14 protein-coding genes are annotated in these 16,053 nt (G+C 72.6%); 4 read left to right on the forward strand and 10 right to left on the reverse strand.

Going from position 1 to position 16,053, the window contains the following annotated elements; genetic code table 11:
* Positions 1–92: 92 nt before the first annotated feature.
* Positions 93–1,748, forward strand: a complete 1,656-nt coding sequence (locus O5O46_RS11990; protein WP_269855336.1) for a Stk1 family PASTA domain-containing Ser/Thr kinase — start codon at positions 93–95, stop codon at positions 1,746–1,748.
* Between the two features lie 97 nt (positions 1,749–1,845).
* Here the strand turns inward: O5O46_RS11990 and O5O46_RS11995 are convergent, their stop codons facing one another.
* From O5O46_RS11995 to O5O46_RS12005, 3 genes are all read right to left on the reverse strand, one after another.
* The gene (locus tag O5O46_RS11995; protein ID WP_269855337.1) at positions 1,846–2,403 is read right to left on the reverse strand and encodes a bacterial proteasome activator family protein; all 558 of its coding nucleotides are present in this window, start codon (positions 2,401–2,403) and stop codon (positions 1,846–1,848) included.
* Between the two features lie 103 nt (positions 2,404–2,506).
* Positions 2,507–3,235, reverse strand: coding sequence for a hypothetical protein (locus O5O46_RS12000; protein ID WP_269855338.1), 729 nt, complete (start codon positions 3,233–3,235; stop codon positions 2,507–2,509).
* Positions 3,236–3,365: 130 nt separating this feature from the next.
* Positions 3,366–4,343 (reverse strand): NAD(P)H-quinone oxidoreductase, encoded by a 978-nt coding sequence (locus tag O5O46_RS12005; protein ID WP_269855339.1) that lies wholly within the window; start codon positions 4,341–4,343, stop codon positions 3,366–3,368.
* 120 nt (positions 4,344–4,463) lie between these two features.
* On the opposite strand from O5O46_RS12005, the gene O5O46_RS12010 reads away from it, so the two are divergent.
* A complete protein-coding gene (locus O5O46_RS12010) occupies positions 4,464–5,570 on the forward strand; it encodes a potassium channel family protein (protein WP_269855340.1) in 1,107 nt (368 codons plus the stop codon).
* 3 nt (positions 5,571–5,573) lie between these two features.
* Here the strand turns inward: O5O46_RS12010 and O5O46_RS12015 are convergent, their stop codons facing one another.
* The 5 genes from O5O46_RS12015 to pdhA form a co-directional block, all read right to left on the reverse strand.
* Complete coding sequence (locus O5O46_RS12015; RefSeq protein ID WP_269855341.1) at positions 5,574–6,863, reverse strand: molybdopterin molybdotransferase MoeA; 1,290 nt, start codon at positions 6,861–6,863, stop codon at positions 5,574–5,576.
* Positions 6,800–7,684 carry an NTP transferase domain-containing protein gene (locus tag O5O46_RS12020; RefSeq protein ID WP_269855342.1) on the reverse strand — a complete coding sequence of 295 codons (885 nt, stop codon included), beginning with the start codon at positions 7,682–7,684 and terminating at the stop codon, positions 6,800–6,802. The genes O5O46_RS12015 and O5O46_RS12020 overlap by 64 nt, the downstream gene beginning before the upstream one ends.
* Before the next feature lie 137 nt (positions 7,685–7,821).
* On the reverse strand, positions 7,822–9,132 hold the full coding sequence (locus O5O46_RS12025; RefSeq protein WP_269855343.1) for a dihydrolipoamide acetyltransferase family protein: 1,311 nt from the start codon (positions 9,130–9,132) through the stop codon (positions 7,822–7,824).
* The gene (locus tag O5O46_RS12030; RefSeq protein ID WP_269855344.1) at positions 9,132–10,157 is read right to left on the reverse strand and encodes an alpha-ketoacid dehydrogenase subunit beta; all 1,026 of its coding nucleotides are present in this window, start codon (positions 10,155–10,157) and stop codon (positions 9,132–9,134) included. The genes O5O46_RS12025 and O5O46_RS12030 overlap by 1 nt, the downstream gene beginning before the upstream one ends.
* Entirely contained in the window at positions 10,154–11,344 is a 1,191-nt protein-coding gene (gene pdhA, locus O5O46_RS12035) for a pyruvate dehydrogenase (acetyl-transferring) E1 component subunit alpha (protein ID WP_269855345.1), read from the reverse strand. The genes O5O46_RS12030 and pdhA overlap by 4 nt, the downstream gene beginning before the upstream one ends.
* A 196-nt stretch (positions 11,345–11,540) precedes the next feature.
* Here pdhA and O5O46_RS12040 point away from each other — a divergent pair, with 196 nt between their 5' ends.
* Entirely contained in the window at positions 11,541–12,032 is a 492-nt protein-coding gene (locus O5O46_RS12040) for an Lrp/AsnC family transcriptional regulator (RefSeq protein ID WP_269855346.1), read from the forward strand.
* Positions 12,033–12,078: 46 nt separating this feature from the next.
* Here O5O46_RS12040 and O5O46_RS12045 read toward each other — a convergent pair whose 3' ends face one another.
* Complete coding sequence (locus tag O5O46_RS12045) at positions 12,079–12,687, reverse strand: TetR/AcrR family transcriptional regulator (protein WP_443072467.1); 609 nt, start codon at positions 12,685–12,687, stop codon at positions 12,079–12,081.
* On the reverse strand, positions 12,684–14,198 hold the full coding sequence (locus O5O46_RS12050; protein ID WP_269855347.1) for a 3-hydroxyacyl-CoA dehydrogenase: 1,515 nt from the start codon (positions 14,196–14,198) through the stop codon (positions 12,684–12,686). The genes O5O46_RS12045 and O5O46_RS12050 overlap by 4 nt, the downstream gene beginning before the upstream one ends.
* Positions 14,199–14,317: 119 nt before the next feature.
* On the opposite strand from O5O46_RS12050, the gene paaN reads away from it, so the two are divergent.
* Entirely contained in the window at positions 14,318–16,009 is a 1,692-nt protein-coding gene (paaN, locus tag O5O46_RS12055; protein WP_269855348.1) for a phenylacetic acid degradation protein PaaN, read from the forward strand.
* The last annotated feature ends 44 nt before the right edge of the window (positions 16,010–16,053 follow it).

Genomic DNA, 16,053 nt, shown 5'->3' on the forward strand with positions numbered 1-16,053 from the left:
CGACTTCGGCAGACTTGGCGGGCAGGATCAAGCAGGATGAAGATCGGTGTCTTGTGCGTGCGGCTCGCGTGCGCCGAGGGGGAAGCGGTTACATGAGCGGGGACGCACGGGGCGACTTCTCGGGCACTACGGTCGGTGGCGGCCGGTACGAGTTGCGCGGCCTGCTCGGCGAGGGTGGGATGGCGTCCGTCCACTTCGGCTACGACACTGTGCTGGAACGTCCGGTCGCGATCAAGACCCTGCACAGCGAACTCGGCCGTGAGGCGTCCTTCCGCGAGCGCTTCCGCCGGGAGGCGCAGTCCGTCGCCAAGCTCAACCACACCAACATCGTCTCGGTCTTCGACTCCGGTGAGGACGAGATCGACGGCCGCTCCGTCCCGTACATCGTGATGGAGCTGGTGGACGGCAAGCCGCTGCGGCAGATCCTCGACGAGGACATGGCGCAGCACGGCGCGATGCCGACCGACAAGGCGCTCAAGATCACCGGTGATGTACTGGCCGCGCTCGCGGTCAGCCACGAGATGGGCCTGGTGCACCGGGACATCAAGCCGGGCAACGTCATGCTGACCAAACGCGGCGTGGTCAAGGTGATGGACTTCGGCATCGCCCGGGCGCTGCAGTCCGGCGTCACGTCCATGACACAGACCGGCATGGTGGTCGGCACCCCTCAGTACCTCTCTCCTGAACAGGCGCTGGGTCGCGGTGTTGACGCGCGGTCCGACCTGTACTCGGTCGGCTGCATGCTGTTCGAGCTACTGACCGGGCGGCTGCCGTTCGACGGCGACTCCCCGCTGTCGGTGGCCTACCAGCACGTACAGGAGGAGCCGCCCGCCCCCTCGTCGATCAACCAGTCGCTGCCGCCCGCGGTGGACGCGCTGGTGGCGCGGGCGCTGCGGAAGAACCCGGCGGACCGTTTCCCTACCGCCGACGCGATGCAGGACGAGTGCGAGCGGGTCGCCGCGGCCGCCAAGGGCATCGCCACCCCCCTGGTGATCAGCGAGGGACCCAGGGCCCACCAGCCCGCCACCACCCCGCAGCCCGACGCCTTCGCGGTCTTTCCGAACGTCACCGGCGATCCGCACGCCCAGACGCCCTCGCCGTACCAGCAGCAGGCGCCCGCGCCGCAGCTGAACTACGGGCCGTCGACCCCGCCGCCCAACCAGTACCAGCAGCAGCCGTACAGCCCGGCCGGCTACCAGACCCCGCCGCCCGCCACGCGTCCGACGGCGTCCGCGTACCGCACCCCGCCGCCCGCGCCGCGCAAGAGCGGCGGCAACTGGAAGCCGTTGCTGGTCTTCGTCGGGGTCGCGGCGGTGATCGGTGTGGTGCTGGTCTCGGTGATCGCGTCGATGAACAGCAAGAACAAGCAGCAGGGCAACAACACCACCACGGTGTCGCAGCAGAGCGACTCGTCCAGCAGCGAGAGCGGCACCGGTGGCACCGGTGGCAGCGACATCAAGATGGGCGACCCGAGCCGGACCGTCGACGCCAGCACCTGCACCCAGGCGTCCGGTGGGTTCACCGACAGCGGCGGCAAGGTCATCATGCCGGACCTGACCTTCAAGTACATCGACTCGGTCAAGGCCTGCATGGACGCGGCGGGTTGGAAGTACAAGCTCCAGCACGAGGACGAGAACGTCTGGGGCAAGGGCATCGTGATGAGCGAAACCCCGAACAAGTACAGCGAGTTCAACCCGAAGTCGGACGTCATCACGCTGATCGTGTCCACGGGCAAGAGCAGCGGCTGAGGCGCCCGCAGGTCATCGCGCCGGCGTCGCTTGAAGCCGCCCAACGCGAAGGTCCCGGCACACCGAGGTGTGCCGGGACCCTTTCATCCCCGCGGGATCACAGGTACGGGCCGGAGCGGGTGGCGCCCGGGTGGCCGCCCTCCTCGTCCTCGTGGCCCGAGACGAGACCGGGCGGAAGGGCCCGCCGCATCTGCTCCAGCTGCGCCCGTGCCGCCATCTGCTGAGCGAACAGCGTGGTCTGGATGCCGTGGAACAGGCCCTCCAGCCAGCCCACCAACTGCGCCTGGGCGATGCGCAGTTCGGCATCGCTCGGCACGCTCTCCTCGGTGAACGGGAGCGAGAGCCGCTCCAGTTCCTCGACGAGTTCCGGCGCCAGGCCGTCCTCCAGTTCCCTGATCGAGCTGTGGTGGATCTCCTTGAGGCGCTGCCGACTCGCCTCGTCCAGAGGTGCCGCCCGCACTTCCTCCAGCAGTTGCTTGATCATGCTGCCGATACGCATGACCTTCGCGGGCTGCTCGACCATCTCGGTGACCGGAGTCTCGCGGGACTCGGTCTCCTGACCGTTCTGGCCACCGCCCAGGGCCATTCCGTCCGGGCCGACGACCAGCACGTGCGGGGTGTCCTGCTGCGACCGTTCGTTCATCGGCATCTCCATGCCGCCATTGTCTCGCACACCTGGTTCACCCATGGGTGTGCCCCGGCACATCCGTGATCCAACCTGCGCGGACCCGGGACCTTTCCACCCCGGCGCCCGAACTTCAGCCGCGGCGCAGCCGCAGCGCCATGAAACCGAGCCCGAGCCCGGTCAGGGCGAACCCGATGCCCAGCGGCAGGATGTCGAGCACCGGCCCGACCGGGCGGCGGACGCCCGAGGCGGCGATGAGGTCGGCGGTGCCGGTGGGGGAGGCGCTGGGGGTGGCGGGCGCCATGCGGGCCGCCGCCGGGGGCGGGAGGGGCAGGGCGGGCGGGGCCATGGTCCTGGCGACATACGGCCGCGCCTGGTCCGCCTGGGGCGGGTCCTCCTGGTCCGGGCGCTGGTCGTCCAGGCGCTCGTCGAGGTCCTGCCAGGGGTCGGGCGGTGCGGCGTCGACGGCGTCCCGCCGCCGCTCGGCGGGCTGCTGGTGGGCCGGCCGGGATATGCGGTCCGGCCGCGGCTGGCGGGCGGCCACAGGGGCGTGCGACGCGGCGGCGGGACCGCGGCGCGGGGGCTTGACCGGTTGGGGGGAGGGCGGTGTGTGGCGGCCCGGGTGCCCTGCTCCCTGTGCCCTCCGGTTCCCGAGCGGCCTGGCGCCGGGCCTGGGGCGGCCGGTGGGGGGCCGGTGCGCGGCGCGCGGCGCCGTCGGGCGGGCGGTGTGCCGTATGTGGTGCATGCCGTGCGCGGCGGCGGGCGGGGCGTGCAGCACGAACGACGTCAGCAGGGCGGAGGTGGCGACGGCGAGGCCCGCGGCCCTTCGGGGCGCGCACCGGGCTCGGGCTGCTGGCGTCACGGCACGGCACCTCCGCCTTCCACGGCCTGATCATGCGGTGCCTTCAGCGTTACACAGAGCAACAAACCCGGCATCCCGGGCAAGGGCGGTGCGGCGGAGGCCGTTTCGCCTCCGCCGCCACAGGTCCCGCTCAGGCGACCAGTACGACCTTGCCCACGTGTTCGCTCGCCTCGACCACCCGGTGCGCCTCGGCCGCCTCGCGCATGGGGAAGGCGCGGTCCACGATCGGCTTGACCCGGCCGCTCTCGATGAGCGGCCAGACGTGTTCGCGCACCGCCGCGATGATCGACGCCTTCTCGGCCAGCGGGCGCCCGCGCAGCGAGGTGGCCGTCACCGCGGCCCGCTTGGCCAGCAGCTTGCCGAGGTCCAACTCGGCCTTGGCGCCGCCCTGTAGGCCGATGACGGCGAGCCGGCCGTTGACCGCCAGCGCGTCCACGTTGCGGCTCAGGTACTTGGCGCCGATGATGTCGAGGATGACATCCGCGCCCGCACCGTCCGTCGCCGCGCGCACCTCGGACACGAAGTCCTGCTCGCGGTAGTCGATCAGCACGTCCGCGCCCAACTCGGCGCAGCGCTCCAGCTTCCGCCCACCGGAGGCGGTCACCGCGACCCGCGCCCCGACCGCCTTGGCGAGCTGGATCGCCATGGTGCCGATACCGCTCGAACCGCCGTGCGCCAACAGCGTCTCACCCGGCCGCAGATGGGCGATCATGAAGACGTTGGACCACACCGTGGCGGCCACCTCGGGCAGCGCCGCCGCGTGAACCAGGTCAACGCCCTTGGGTACGGGCAGGAGTTGGCCCGCCGGTACGGCCACCCGCTGGGCGTAGCCGCCGCCCGCGAGCAGCGCGCACACCTCGTCGCCCACCGACCAGCCGGAGACGCCCGGGCCCAGCGCCGAGATTCGTCCGGCGCACTCCAGACCCGGATACGGGGGCGCGCCGGGCGGCGGGTCGTAGAAGCCCTGCCGCTGCAGCAGATCGGCACGGTTGACCGCGCTGGCCGCCACATCGACCAGGACCTCGCCCTCGCCGGGTTCGGGATCGGGGACCTCGGCCCACACCAGGGCCTCGGGACCGCCGGGTTCGGGAATCGTGATCGCGTACATGACCGCGAGGCTACTCCGCCCGTCCCGTCGCATCAGCGACCATGGAACACCCGCGAAGTCGCGGCTTTTGCCAGCAAACGACCGATACGTTACGTCCGCTCACCCGCCGAGGTGCCCGAGATGACAGACCATCGACCGAGGACCGGCAGGGCCGCCCGGCTGCGGTCACCGCGGAGCCGTACGGGCAGCGGCACGGATGCCGCCACGGTGCCCGAGCCGGACGGCGGCGGCCATGTGCTGCTGCCCGTCGAGGCCACGGTCGCACCGCTGCGGCAGGTGGCCCGCCGACTGGCGGTCGCCGCGGTGGTCCTGGTCGCGACGGCGTTCATCGTCTACGCGGACCGCGGCGGCTACCACGACAACGCCGGCCACCCGCTCGGACTGCTGGACGCCTTCTACTACGCCACCGTCACCCTCTCCACCACCGGATACGGCGACATCGTCCCGTACAGCGCTGGGGCCCGGCTGGCGAACATCCTGCTGGTGACGCCGCTTCGGGTGCTGTTCCTGATCATCCTGGTCGGCACCACGCTGGAAGTCCTCACCGAACGTACCCGTCGGCAACTGCGAATCCGCCGTTGGAGATCCCGCATGCGCGAGCACACCGTCATCGTCGGCTACGGCTCCAAAGGGCGGCACGCCGCGCGGACCCTGCTCGGCCAGGGCGTACCCAAGGACCTGATCGTCACCGTCGACCCGCAACCGAAGGCGGTGGACGCCGCCAACAGCGACGGCCTGACCGCGGTGCTCGGCGACGCGACCCGCTCCGAGACCCTGCTGCGCGCCGAACTCCCGCGCGCCGCGAGGGTGGTGGTCGCCACCCAGCGCGACGACACCGCGGTACTGGTCACGCTGAGCGCCCGGCAACTGAACAAACGGGCCACCATCGCGGCCGCGGTCCGAGAGGAGGAAAACGTTCCGCTGCTCCGGCAGAGCGGCGCCACCGTGGTGGTGACCAGCTCCAGTTCGGCGGGGCGGCTGCTGGGAATGTCGATGATGAGCCCGCATGTGGGCGCCGTCCTGGAGGATCTGCTCACCCATGGCGAGGGCCTGGAGGTGCGGGAACGCCCCGTGACCAGGTCCGAGTCGGGTCGATCGCCCAGAGCCTGTGCCGATTTGGTGGTGGCGGTGGTGCGCGGCAACCGGCTGCTGGGCTTCAACGACCCGGAGGCGGAGACGCTCCAGCTGACGGACCGGGTCATCACCATCACCCAGACCGGTGGTTAGGCGTTACTCCCAGTCGAGGACCAGCACCTCGCCCTCAGTACCCCGCTCGGCCGTGCCACCGGGAGGGATGACGGCCATCGCGTCCGCCGCCGCCAGGCCGCGCAGCATCGCTGGGCCGTGGAAGCGCAACGGCTCGGCCGTGCGTGCGCGATCGTCGAGCGCGACGGGGACCAGCCGGGTGTCCGTGGGGTGAGCGGGAACACTGTCGGCCAACGCGGCGCGGCCCGCGGCCGGTTCGGGGCGACCGCCGAGGGCGCGCAGTACCGGCGCGACCAGCGTCAGCACGGCGGAGACCGCGGCCAGCGGATTGCCGGGCAACCCCACGAACGGCCGCCCGTCGGGCAGTTGGGCCAGCAGCATCGGATGGCCGGGCCGCACCGCGACACCGTCCACCAGCAGCCGTGCGCCGGTTCGCCGCAGCACGGGGTGCACGAAGTCGACCGGTCCCGACGCCGTGCCCCCGGTGGTGACGATCAGGTCGGCATCGCTGCCGTCAACAGCCCGGAACAACGACTCCGCGTCATCGCCCAGTCTCCGTACCCCGTCCACCGCGGCGCCGAGCCGGCGCAGCCAGGGCGGCAGCAGCGGGCCGAGAGCGTCCCTGACCCGGCCGTCGTGGGGCAGGCCACGCCCCAGCAACTCGTCGCCCAGCACCAGCAGTTCCACCCTGGGCCGGGGCACGACGCGCAGCTCGTCGTATCCAGCCGCCGCCGCTAGGCCCAGCACCGCCGGGGTGACCGCGGCGCCGGTCGGCAGCAGCTGGTCACCGGCCCGGCACTCCTGGCCGCGCGGCCTGACGTCCTGCCCCGGAACCGGCAATTCCGGTACGCCCGGGCGCAGTTGGTCATCGGTGGCGCACCCGTGTTCCCTGCGGATGACGGCGGTCGCCCCCGGCGGGAGCGCTGCTCCGGTGGCGATGCGGACCGCCTGGCCCTCCAGCAGTGCGGGGTGCGGGCACTGTCCGGCCAGCGCCTCGCCGACGACCCGCCACGGGCCGGTTCCGGCGACCGCCCAGCCGTCCATGGCCGAGGTGTCGAACGCGGGCAGGTCGGTCAGCGCCTCCAGCGGTCCGTCCAGCACGCCCCCCAGGGCCTCGTCCAACGGCCGCCGCACCCCCGCCAGGCGTCGCCCCGCGCCGGTCGCGACGCGGCGGGCCTCGGGCCAGGGCAGGGCGGCCGGAGCGGTCTTCCGCGCCCCGGTCGCCGGACGGCTGGATGCGGCGAAGTCGGTCATCGGGCGGACGTTCCCGCTCCGGACCCGCCCGAGCCGCCTTCGGTGTCCTCCTCGGCCCAACGCCGGGCCAGCTCCGCGGCCTTGCGGGCGGCCTCCGCCACCGCCTCGGGACCGCCGCCCGCGCGTCCCGCCGCGTATCCGACCAGGAAGGTGGTCAGCGGCGCGGCCGGGCGGGCCACTCCGTGTGCGGCGTCGCGCGCCAGGTCGAGCAGGGTCGTGGTGTCGACGTCGAGATCGACGCCGAGTTCGGCCTTGGCCGCGGCAATCCATTCCTCCAACACGTGTCCATGCTCCCTGATGCGCGCCCGGGCGGTACTCAGGGCATCCCAGGTGTCGCAGTCGAAGGAGGCCAGGCCGCTGGGGTCGGGCATCCGCCGAAGGTCCAGCCGGGCGGTGAGCAGCCGCAGCGGCAGGCCCGCCAGCGCGCCGCGTTCCCGCTCCAGCAGCTCCAGTTCGCGGCGCAGCGACGCCGTGCGGTACGCGGCGACCAGCGGGTTCTCGACGCCCTCTGGATCGGTCAGGACGACGCCGTCGGCGTCGTCGGACACACCGCCGAGCAGTGCGCAGACCGTGGCAGGGGTGAGGAACGGCAGGTCGGCGGCGAAGACCAGGACCAGCCCGGCCGAAGCGTGCCGCAGCCCGGCCGCCAGCGCGGGCAGCGGGCCGCCGCCGGGCGGGCTCTCCCGGGTCCAGCGGACCGGCCGCGCGGTGGGCCGGGGCGGGCCGACCACGACCATGCCGCCCGCACCGGCGCAGGCGTCGAGCACCCGGTCCAGCAACGTCGTGCCGCCCACCCGCAACGCGGCCTTGTCCACCCCGCCGAGCCGCCGCGCGGCCCCTCCGGCGAGCACGACGGCGTCGAATGCGCTCTCGGTCCCCATGCCCGCGAGTATGCCCCCGCTCAGGGCCGCGGGCCGTGACTCGTCCCGGAGAGATCCCACCGCGAGGGCGAGCGACCCCCACGGCGCAGTCCGGCGGTGCCGGAAGAACCGCCACCCGCCCCCAGGGCCCGCGCGGGCTAAAGCCCGCGCAGCAGCACCGCGGGCTGCTCGACGCAGTCCGCCACGTACCGCAGGAAGCCCCCGGACGTCCCTCCGTCGCACACCCGGTGATCGAAGGTGAACGACAGCTGGACCACCTGCCGCACCGCCAACTCGCCTTGGAACACCCATGGTTTGGGCGCTATACGACCGACGCCGAGCATCGCCGCCTCGGGGTGGTTGATGATCGGCGTGGAGCCGTCGACCCCGAACACCCCGTAGTTGTTGAGCGTGAAGGTGCCGCCGGTGAGTTCGGCCGGGCTGAGTGTGCCCGCCCGGGCCGCCTCGGTGAGGCGGGCGATCTCCGCCGCCAGTTCCTCGGTGTTGCGGGTGTGGGCGTTGCGTATCACCGGTACCACCAGGCCGCGTTCGGTCTGCGCGGCGAACCCGAGGTGCACGGCGGGCAGCCGGACCACCTCGTTGCGCTCGGTGTCCACCGTGGCGTTCAGCTCGGGGTAGCGGGCCAGCGCCGCGGTGCAGATGCGGGCCAGCAGCGCCAGCACCGATACCTTCGGCGCACCGCTCGCGGCGTTCATCGCGGCCCGCACCGCCAGCAGTTCGGTGGCGTCGGCATCCACCCAGGTGGTGGCGTCCGGGATCTCCCGGCGGCTGCGGGACAGCTTCTCGGCGACCACCCCGCGCAGTCCACGCAGCGGAACCCGGGTCTCCGCGCCGCTGGACTGCGGCGCGTCGGCCCGTACCGCGAAGCCGTTGGCCAAAGCGGCGGGTACCGGCTGTGTCTCGGCGATGGCGCGTTCCACGTCCGCCCGCAGTATCAGGCCGTCCTTGCCGCTGCCCCGCAACGTCCGCAGATCCAGGCCGTGTTCCCGCGCCAGTCGGCGGACCAGCGGGGAGACCACGGGCACCGGTCCTTCGACGACCGGCCGCTCCACGACGGTGCTCGGCTCCGCGCCGGGCCGGACCCGGCGGCGGCGCGGCACCGCACCGCCCGTCCCGTATCCGACGAGCACGCTCCCGGAACCCTGTTCGGCGCCACCGGACTCGGCGCCGGGCCGCGCAACGGAACCGGCAGCCGCCTCCTGACCGCCCACCGCGACCGTCACCAGCGGCTGGCCGACCGGCACTTCGTCGCCCGGCTCCCCGAAGCGCGCGGTGACCACGCCACCGTACGGACACGGCACCTCGACCATGGCCTTCGCCGTCTCGACCTCGACCACCGGCTGGTCGACGGCGACCACGTCGCCGACCTCGACCAGCCACCGTACGATCTCGGCCTCGGTCAGCCCCTCCCCCAGGTCGGGCAGGGTGAACTCCAGCACCTGGGCCATCAGTTCACCTCCCACTGCAGACGCGCCACCGCGTCCAGCACACGGTCGACACCGGGCAGGTGGTACCGCTCCAGCATCGGCGGCGGGTACGGGATGTCGAAGCCCGCGACGCGCAGCACCGGGGCCTCCAGGTGGTGGAAGCAGCGCTCGGTGATCCGGGCCGCTATCTCCGCGCCCGCCCCGCCGAACCCGCTGGACTCGTGGACCACCACCGCCCGGCCCGTCCTGCGGACCGAGGCGCACACCGTCTCGTCGTCGAACGGCACCAGGCTGCGCAGATCGACGACCTCCAGATCCCAGCCCTCCTGCCGTCCCGCCTCGGCCGCCTCAAGGCACACCGGCACCGAGGGGCCGTAGGTGATGAGCGTCGCCGAGCGCCCGTCGCGGCGCACCGCGGCGCGGCCCAGCGGGGGCACGCTCTGCGGCGCGTCGGCCGACCAGTCGGCCTTGGACCAGTAGAGCCGCTTGGGCTCCAGGAAGACCACCGGGTCGTCGGAGGCGATCGAGGCGCGCAGCAGCCCGTAGGCGTCGGCGACGGTCGCCGGAGTGACCACGTGCAGGCCCGGCGTGTGCAGGTAGTACGCCTCCGAGGAGTCGCTGTGGTGCTCCACGCCGCCGATCCCGCCGCCGTACGGGACGCGGATGGTGATCGGCAGCGGCATCGCGCCGCGGGTGCGGTTGCGCATCCGGGCGACATGGCTGATCAGTTGCTCAAGCGCCGGATAGGCGAAGGCGTCGAACTGCATCTCCACGACCGGCCGCAGCCCGTACATCGCCATCCCGACGGCGGTGCCCAGGATCCCCGCCTCGGCCAGCGGGGTGTCGGTGACCCGGTCGGGGCCGAACTCCTTGGTGAGGCCGTCGGTGATGCGGAAGACCCCGCCCAGGGTGCCAACGTCCTCGCCCAGCACATGGACGCGGGGATCGTCCGCCAGGGCGTCGTGCAGCGCCTGGCGCAACGCCTGGGCCATGGTGGCCGGTTTGCGCGCGGCGGGCGCGGCCGCCGGGGCGGTGGCGGTGCTCATCGGTCCTCCTCGGCGTCCAGCTCGGCACGCAACTGAGCGGCCTGTTCACGGAGTTGGGCGGTCTGATCGGCGTAGACGTGGTCGAACAGCTCCATCGGGTCCAGCACCGGGTCAGCGTTCATCTCCTCGCGCAGCCGGGCCGCCAACTCCTCGGCGCCGTCCGCCACAGCCTTGGTCCGCGCGTCGTCGATCAGGTTCCGGTCGCGCAACTCGCGCTCCAGCAGGTCGATGGGGTCGTGGGCGCGCCATGCCTCGACCTCGGCGGCCTCGCGGTACCGGGTGGCGTCGTCGGCGTTGGTGTGCGCGTCGATCCGGTAGGTGACCGCCTCGACCAGCGTGGGGCCGCCGCCGGTCCTGGCCCGCTCGATCGCCTCGGTGAGCACCTGGTGCACCGCCGGGGCGTCGTTGCCGTCCACCAGGCGTCCGGGCATCCCGTAGCCGACCGCCTTGTGGGCGAGCGACGGCGCGGCGGTCTGCTTCTCCAGCGGTACAGAGATGGCGAACCCGTTGTTCTGTATCAGGAAGACGACCGGTGCCCGCCATACGGCGGCGAAGTTCAGCGCCTCGTGGAAGTCGCCCTCGCTGGTGCCGCCGTCGCCGACCATGGCCAGCGCCACCGTGTCGTCCCCGGCCAGCCGGGCGGCGTGGGCGAGGCCGACCGCGTGCGGCAGCTGGGTGGCCAGCGGGGTGCACAGCGGCGCGACATGCCGGGCCCGCGGGTCGTAGCCGGTGTGCCAGTCACCGCGCAGCAGGGTCAGCGCCTCCACCGGGTCGACGCCGCGGGCGACGACCGCGAGGGTGTCCCGGTAGCTGGGGAACAGCCAGTCCTGCGGGCGCAGCGCCAGCGCCGCGGCGACCTGGCAGGCCTCCTGCCCGGTGCTCGACGGGTACACCGCCAGCCGGCCCTGCTGGGTCAGCGCGGTGGCCTGCCGGTTGTAGCGGCGGCCGCGCACCAGTTCCTCGTACAACCGGCACAGCAGCGCGGGGTCGAGGTCCCGGGCCGCGGGGGTACCGAGCAGCCGGTACGGCTCGGGCTCGGGCAGCAGCGGTGCCGGGTCGATCCGGGCGTGCCAGCCGGGCGGCGGTGTGTGGCCGGAACCGCTGCTCTCCGGCGGCTTCGCGGCGGGCCGCGCGGAGCGCTTCGCGGGACCGGCGGCGGCCGGCGACGGTGGGGACAGGTGGGCCATTGCGCACCTCCTCATGGGCGGTGTCCGCGCACCCGCCGAAGGGCGAGTGCCACGCAGGGCGAGTGGGGTTCCACTCGCCTACCGATTGTTCGGTCGTCGGCGGCATTTTGGCCACAGTCGCGTTCAGCCTGTGGACAAACGGTTCTCCACACCCTCTGATGGAGGCATTACGTCCATGGTAGGGAGGCCCGGGGGGATGGCGACTGAACAGATGGCCGAGTTCCAGCGGCCCGCGCGTTCTCTGGACGCCATAGACCGGGCGATCCTGCGCCTGCTCCAGGAGGACGGGCGGGCGTCGGTACGCTCCGTGGCCGACCGGGTGCACGTCTCCCGCGCCAACGCGTACGCGCGCATCAACCGGCTGATGGAGGACGGGATCATCCGCGGTTTCGCGGCCCGCGTGGACCATGAGCGGGCGGGCCAGGGCGCGTCCGCGTACATCACGCTCAAGATCGTGCAGAACTCGTGGCGCACCGTGCGCGAACAGCTACTGACACTGCCGGGCGTCGCGCACATCGCCCTGGTCAGCGGGGACTTCGACGTGCTGATGCTGGTGCACACCGCCGACAACCGCACCCTGCGGGAACTGGTCCTGACCAAGATCCAGGCGGTGCCGGAGGTGTTGAGCAGCCGGACGCTGCTGGTCTTCGAGGAGACCGACCTGGTGGTGGACGACCACTCACGGTAGAGCCCCCGGTGCCCCGGGGACTCCGACGGGACCGCGCGGGGGCCGCCTACGTCCGCAGGCCGTCGAAGGCGAGCCGCACCACGGTGTCCGACACCTGGGGGCTGACCGCCGGGCCGCCGGCCGCCGGCCGGTACCACTCCACGATCGAGTTGATCATGCCGAACAGCAGCCGGGTGGCGAGCCGCACGTCGAGGTCCGCCCGTAGGTCGCCCTCGGCGACCGCCGCGTCGAGCAGCTCCGCCATCCGCTGGTCGAACTCCCGGCGCCGCTCCAACGCCCAGCGCTCGGTGTGCGTGTTGCCGCGCACCCGCAGCAGCAGGGTGACGTACGGCAGCTCCGCCATCAGCACGTCCGCGGTGCGGTGGACCGCGTACTCCAGCCGTTCGACGGCCCGGCCCTGGCACGCCCGCGGCTCCTCCAGGATGCCGAACAGGCCGTCGAGCGCGCGTCCCACCGCGCGCTCCAGCAACTCCTCCTTGCCGCGCACATGGTGGTAGATCGACGACTTCGAGATACCGGCGGCGCGCGACAGATGCTCCATCGAGGTCCCGTCGTAACCGCGTTCGTTGAACACCTCGACGGCGACCGCGAGGAGGGTTTCGGGCGTGTAGGTGTCCCGCTTGGGGTCGGAGGTGCCGCGCTGTGCCATGGTCATGATGAGAGCACACCTCCCGGCGACGTGCTCCAGCGGCTCAGCGCCACACAGGGCGCATAGCGGCCGGTGGGGTAGCTGCCGTGCAGCCGGTCGAGCACTCCGGCCACCCACCTCGGCGTCAGCCGCTCGCCCCACTCCAGGGGCCCGAGCGGGTAGTTGACGCCGAGCCGCATGGCGGTGTCGACGTCGGCGGGCGAGGCGACGCCCCGTGCGACGGCGTCCGCCGCGAAGTCGACCAGCATCGCCACGGTACGGGCGACGATCAGCCCCGGAGTGTCACGCACCACGCTGACCCGCTTGCCCAGGGCCTGGAACAGGCCGACCGCCGCCGCCACCGCCTCGGGCGCCGCGCCCTGCGCCGGGGCCAGGGCGATCCGGGTGGCGCCCCGGTAGTCCAGGGCCAGGTCGAACTGGATGGTGTCCGTGCCGTGGCTTGCCGCGAGCGAGCCGTCCGCGAGCATCAACTGGCCGGATTCGGGCAGCCCGAGGAAGCCGTATCGGCCAACCCCCGAGCGGCGCACCGGAATTCCGGCTTCGGCCACCAGTTGGACCAACTCGCGGACCGGCGCCGGACCGTCGGTGAAGACCACCGCCTCCGGCGGGTCGCCCGCAGTCGCGGTGTGCGGTTCCGGCTGGTCGTCCTGCGACCCGTAACGGAACCAACCCCGGCCGGACTTGCGGCCGTGCAGGCCGGACTGCACGAGTCGGCGCTGGGCGAGCGAGGGGGTGAACTTCGGGTCCTGGAAGAAGGACTCCCAAACGGACCTGGTCACCGCCTCGTTGACGTCCTGGCCGATCAGGTCGGTGAGTTCGAACGGCCCCATGCGAAAGCCGCCGCTCTCGCGCAGCACAGCGTCGATGGTGGCCGGGTCCGCGGCCCGCTCCTCATGCAGCCGGAACGCCTCCGCGTAGAACGGGCGGGCGATCCTGTTGACGATGAAGCCGGGGGTGTCGGTGCAGCGCACCGGTGTCTTGCCCCAGGCCGCCGCCGTCTCGTACGCGAAGTCGGCCACCGACTCGTCGGTGGCGTACCCGGAGACCACCTCGACCAGCGGAAGCAGCGGGGCCGGATTGAAGAAGTGCAGCCCGACGAAGCGACCGGGCAGCCGCAGAGCGCCCGCGATGGCGGTGACGGACAGCGAGGAGGTGTTGGTGGCCAGCACGCAGTCGTCCGCGACGACGGCTTCCAGGTCGGTGAACAACCGCTGCTTCACGGACAGGTCCTCGGCCACCGCCTCGATCACCAGACCGGCGTGGGCGAGCCCGGCCAGTTCGTCCGCCGGGGTGATCGCGGCCACGGCGGCGTCCCGCGCGGCCTTGCCGATCCGGCCCTTGTCCACCAGCCGGTCCAGGCGGGCGGATATCGCCCCCGCGGCCTGCTCGACCCGGCCGTGCACCGCGTCGTAGAGCACCACCGGGTGGCCCGCGACCAGTGCGACCTGTGCGATTCCCTGGCCCATGGTGCCGGTGCCGACGACGGCGACGGTGGTGCGCGCGACCGGTTCTTTCATCGTGTCCGCTCCCAGAGTTGTCCACAGGACCGAAAGCCCCTCTTGCCCCGACCGACCATTCGGTCAAGACTGATCCCGCACACCATATTGCCCGTACCCACTCAGCGAGGAGTGGCCGCATGGCCGCAGAGCTTTCCGCCGCACAGCTGATCGAACGGCATCGAGCCACTTTGGACAAGGCTCTCCAGGCGATCCGTACGCGCGAGTACTGGTCGCCGTACCCCGAGCACCCGAAGGCCTACGGAGACGGCAGCGGAATGGACGCGGCCGAGGGGAAGGCCGCCTTCGAGGCGCTACTGGGCCGGCGCTTCGACCTGGACCAGACCGGCACCGACGACTGGACGGGCGCCGAAGCCTCCCCGTACGGCATCGAGTTGGGGATCAGCTACCCGCACCCGGACGTCGACGCGCTGCTGCCCGCGATGCGGGCGGCGATCCCGCGCTGGCGGGAGGCCGGAGCCGAGACCCGCGCCATGGTCTGCCTGGAGGTGCTGGCCCGGATCAACGCGGCCAGCCATGAGTTCGCGCACGCGGTCATGCACACCACCGGCCAGGCGTTCACCATGGCCTTCCAGGCGGGCGGCCCGCACGCGCAGGACCGGGGCCTGGAGGCGGTGGCCTACGCCTACGAGGAGCAGACCCGGGTGCCCGGCGGGGCGGAGTGGGTCAAGCCGCAGGGCAAGCGCGATCCGCTGCGGCTGCGGACCACGTTCACGCCCGTGCCGCGCGGCGTCGCCCTGCTCATCGGCTGCAACACCTTCCCCACCTGGAACGGCTTCCCGGGCCTGTTCGCCTCCCTGGCGACCGGCAACCCGGTGCTGGTCAAGCCGCATCCGCGCGCTGTGCTGCCGCTGGCGCTCACCGTCCGGCTGGCCCGCGAGGTGCTGGCCGAGGCCGGATTCGACCCGAACCTGGTGTGCCTGGCGGCCGAGCGGCCGGACGAGGGGCTGGCCAAGTCGCTCGCCGTCCGCCCGGAGATCCGGATCATCGACTACACCGGCTCGACCGCTTTCGGCGACTGGCTGGAGGCCAACGCCCGGCAGGCGCAGGTGTTCACCGAGAAGGCCGGGGTGAACACGGTGGTCATCGACTCCACCGACAACTACCGCGGCATGCTCTCCAACCTCGCGTTCGCCCTGTCGCTCTACAGCGGCCAGATGTGCACCACCCCGCAGAACCTGCTGATCCCCCGCGGCGGCATCGACACCGACGCCGGGCACAAGAGCTACGACGACGTGGTGGCCGACCTCGCGGCGGCGGTGGAGGGGCTGCTGGGCGACGACGCCCGGGCCAACGCGCTGCTGGGCGCGATCGTCAACCCGCAGGTGCTGGAGCGGCTTGAGGCCGCCCCGTCGCTGGGCTCGGTGGCGCTGGCCTCGCGGACCGTGGCGCACCCGGAGTTCCCCGACGCGGTGGTCCGCACCCCGGTGATCGTCTCGCTCGACGGGGCGAAGCCGGACGCGGAGGCGGCGTATCTGTCCGAGTGCTTCGGCCCGGTCTCCTTCGCCGTCGCGGTGGACTCCACGGCGGACGCCACCGAGTTGCTGCGCCGCACGATCCGGGAGAAGGGCGCGATGACGGTCGGCGCCTACACCACCTCGCCGGAGGTGGAGCGGGCGATCGAGGAGGTGTGCGTCGAGGAGCTGGCCCAGCTGTCGCTGAACCTCACCGGCGGGGTGTACGTCAACCAGACCGCCGCGTTCGCCGACTTCCACGGCACCGGGGGCAACCCGGCGGCCAACGCGGCGCTGTGCGACGGGGCGTTCGTGGCGAGCCGGTTCCGGACGGTGGAGGTGCGCAGGCCGCAGTAGCGAAGGCGCGCCGACCAGACGGGGCGGACCCCACCCGGGGCCGC

It is taken from the genome of Streptomyces sp. RPT161, assembly GCF_027533845.1.
GTDB lineage: Bacteria > Actinomycetota > Actinomycetes > Streptomycetales > Streptomycetaceae > Streptantibioticus_A > Streptantibioticus_A silvisoli_A.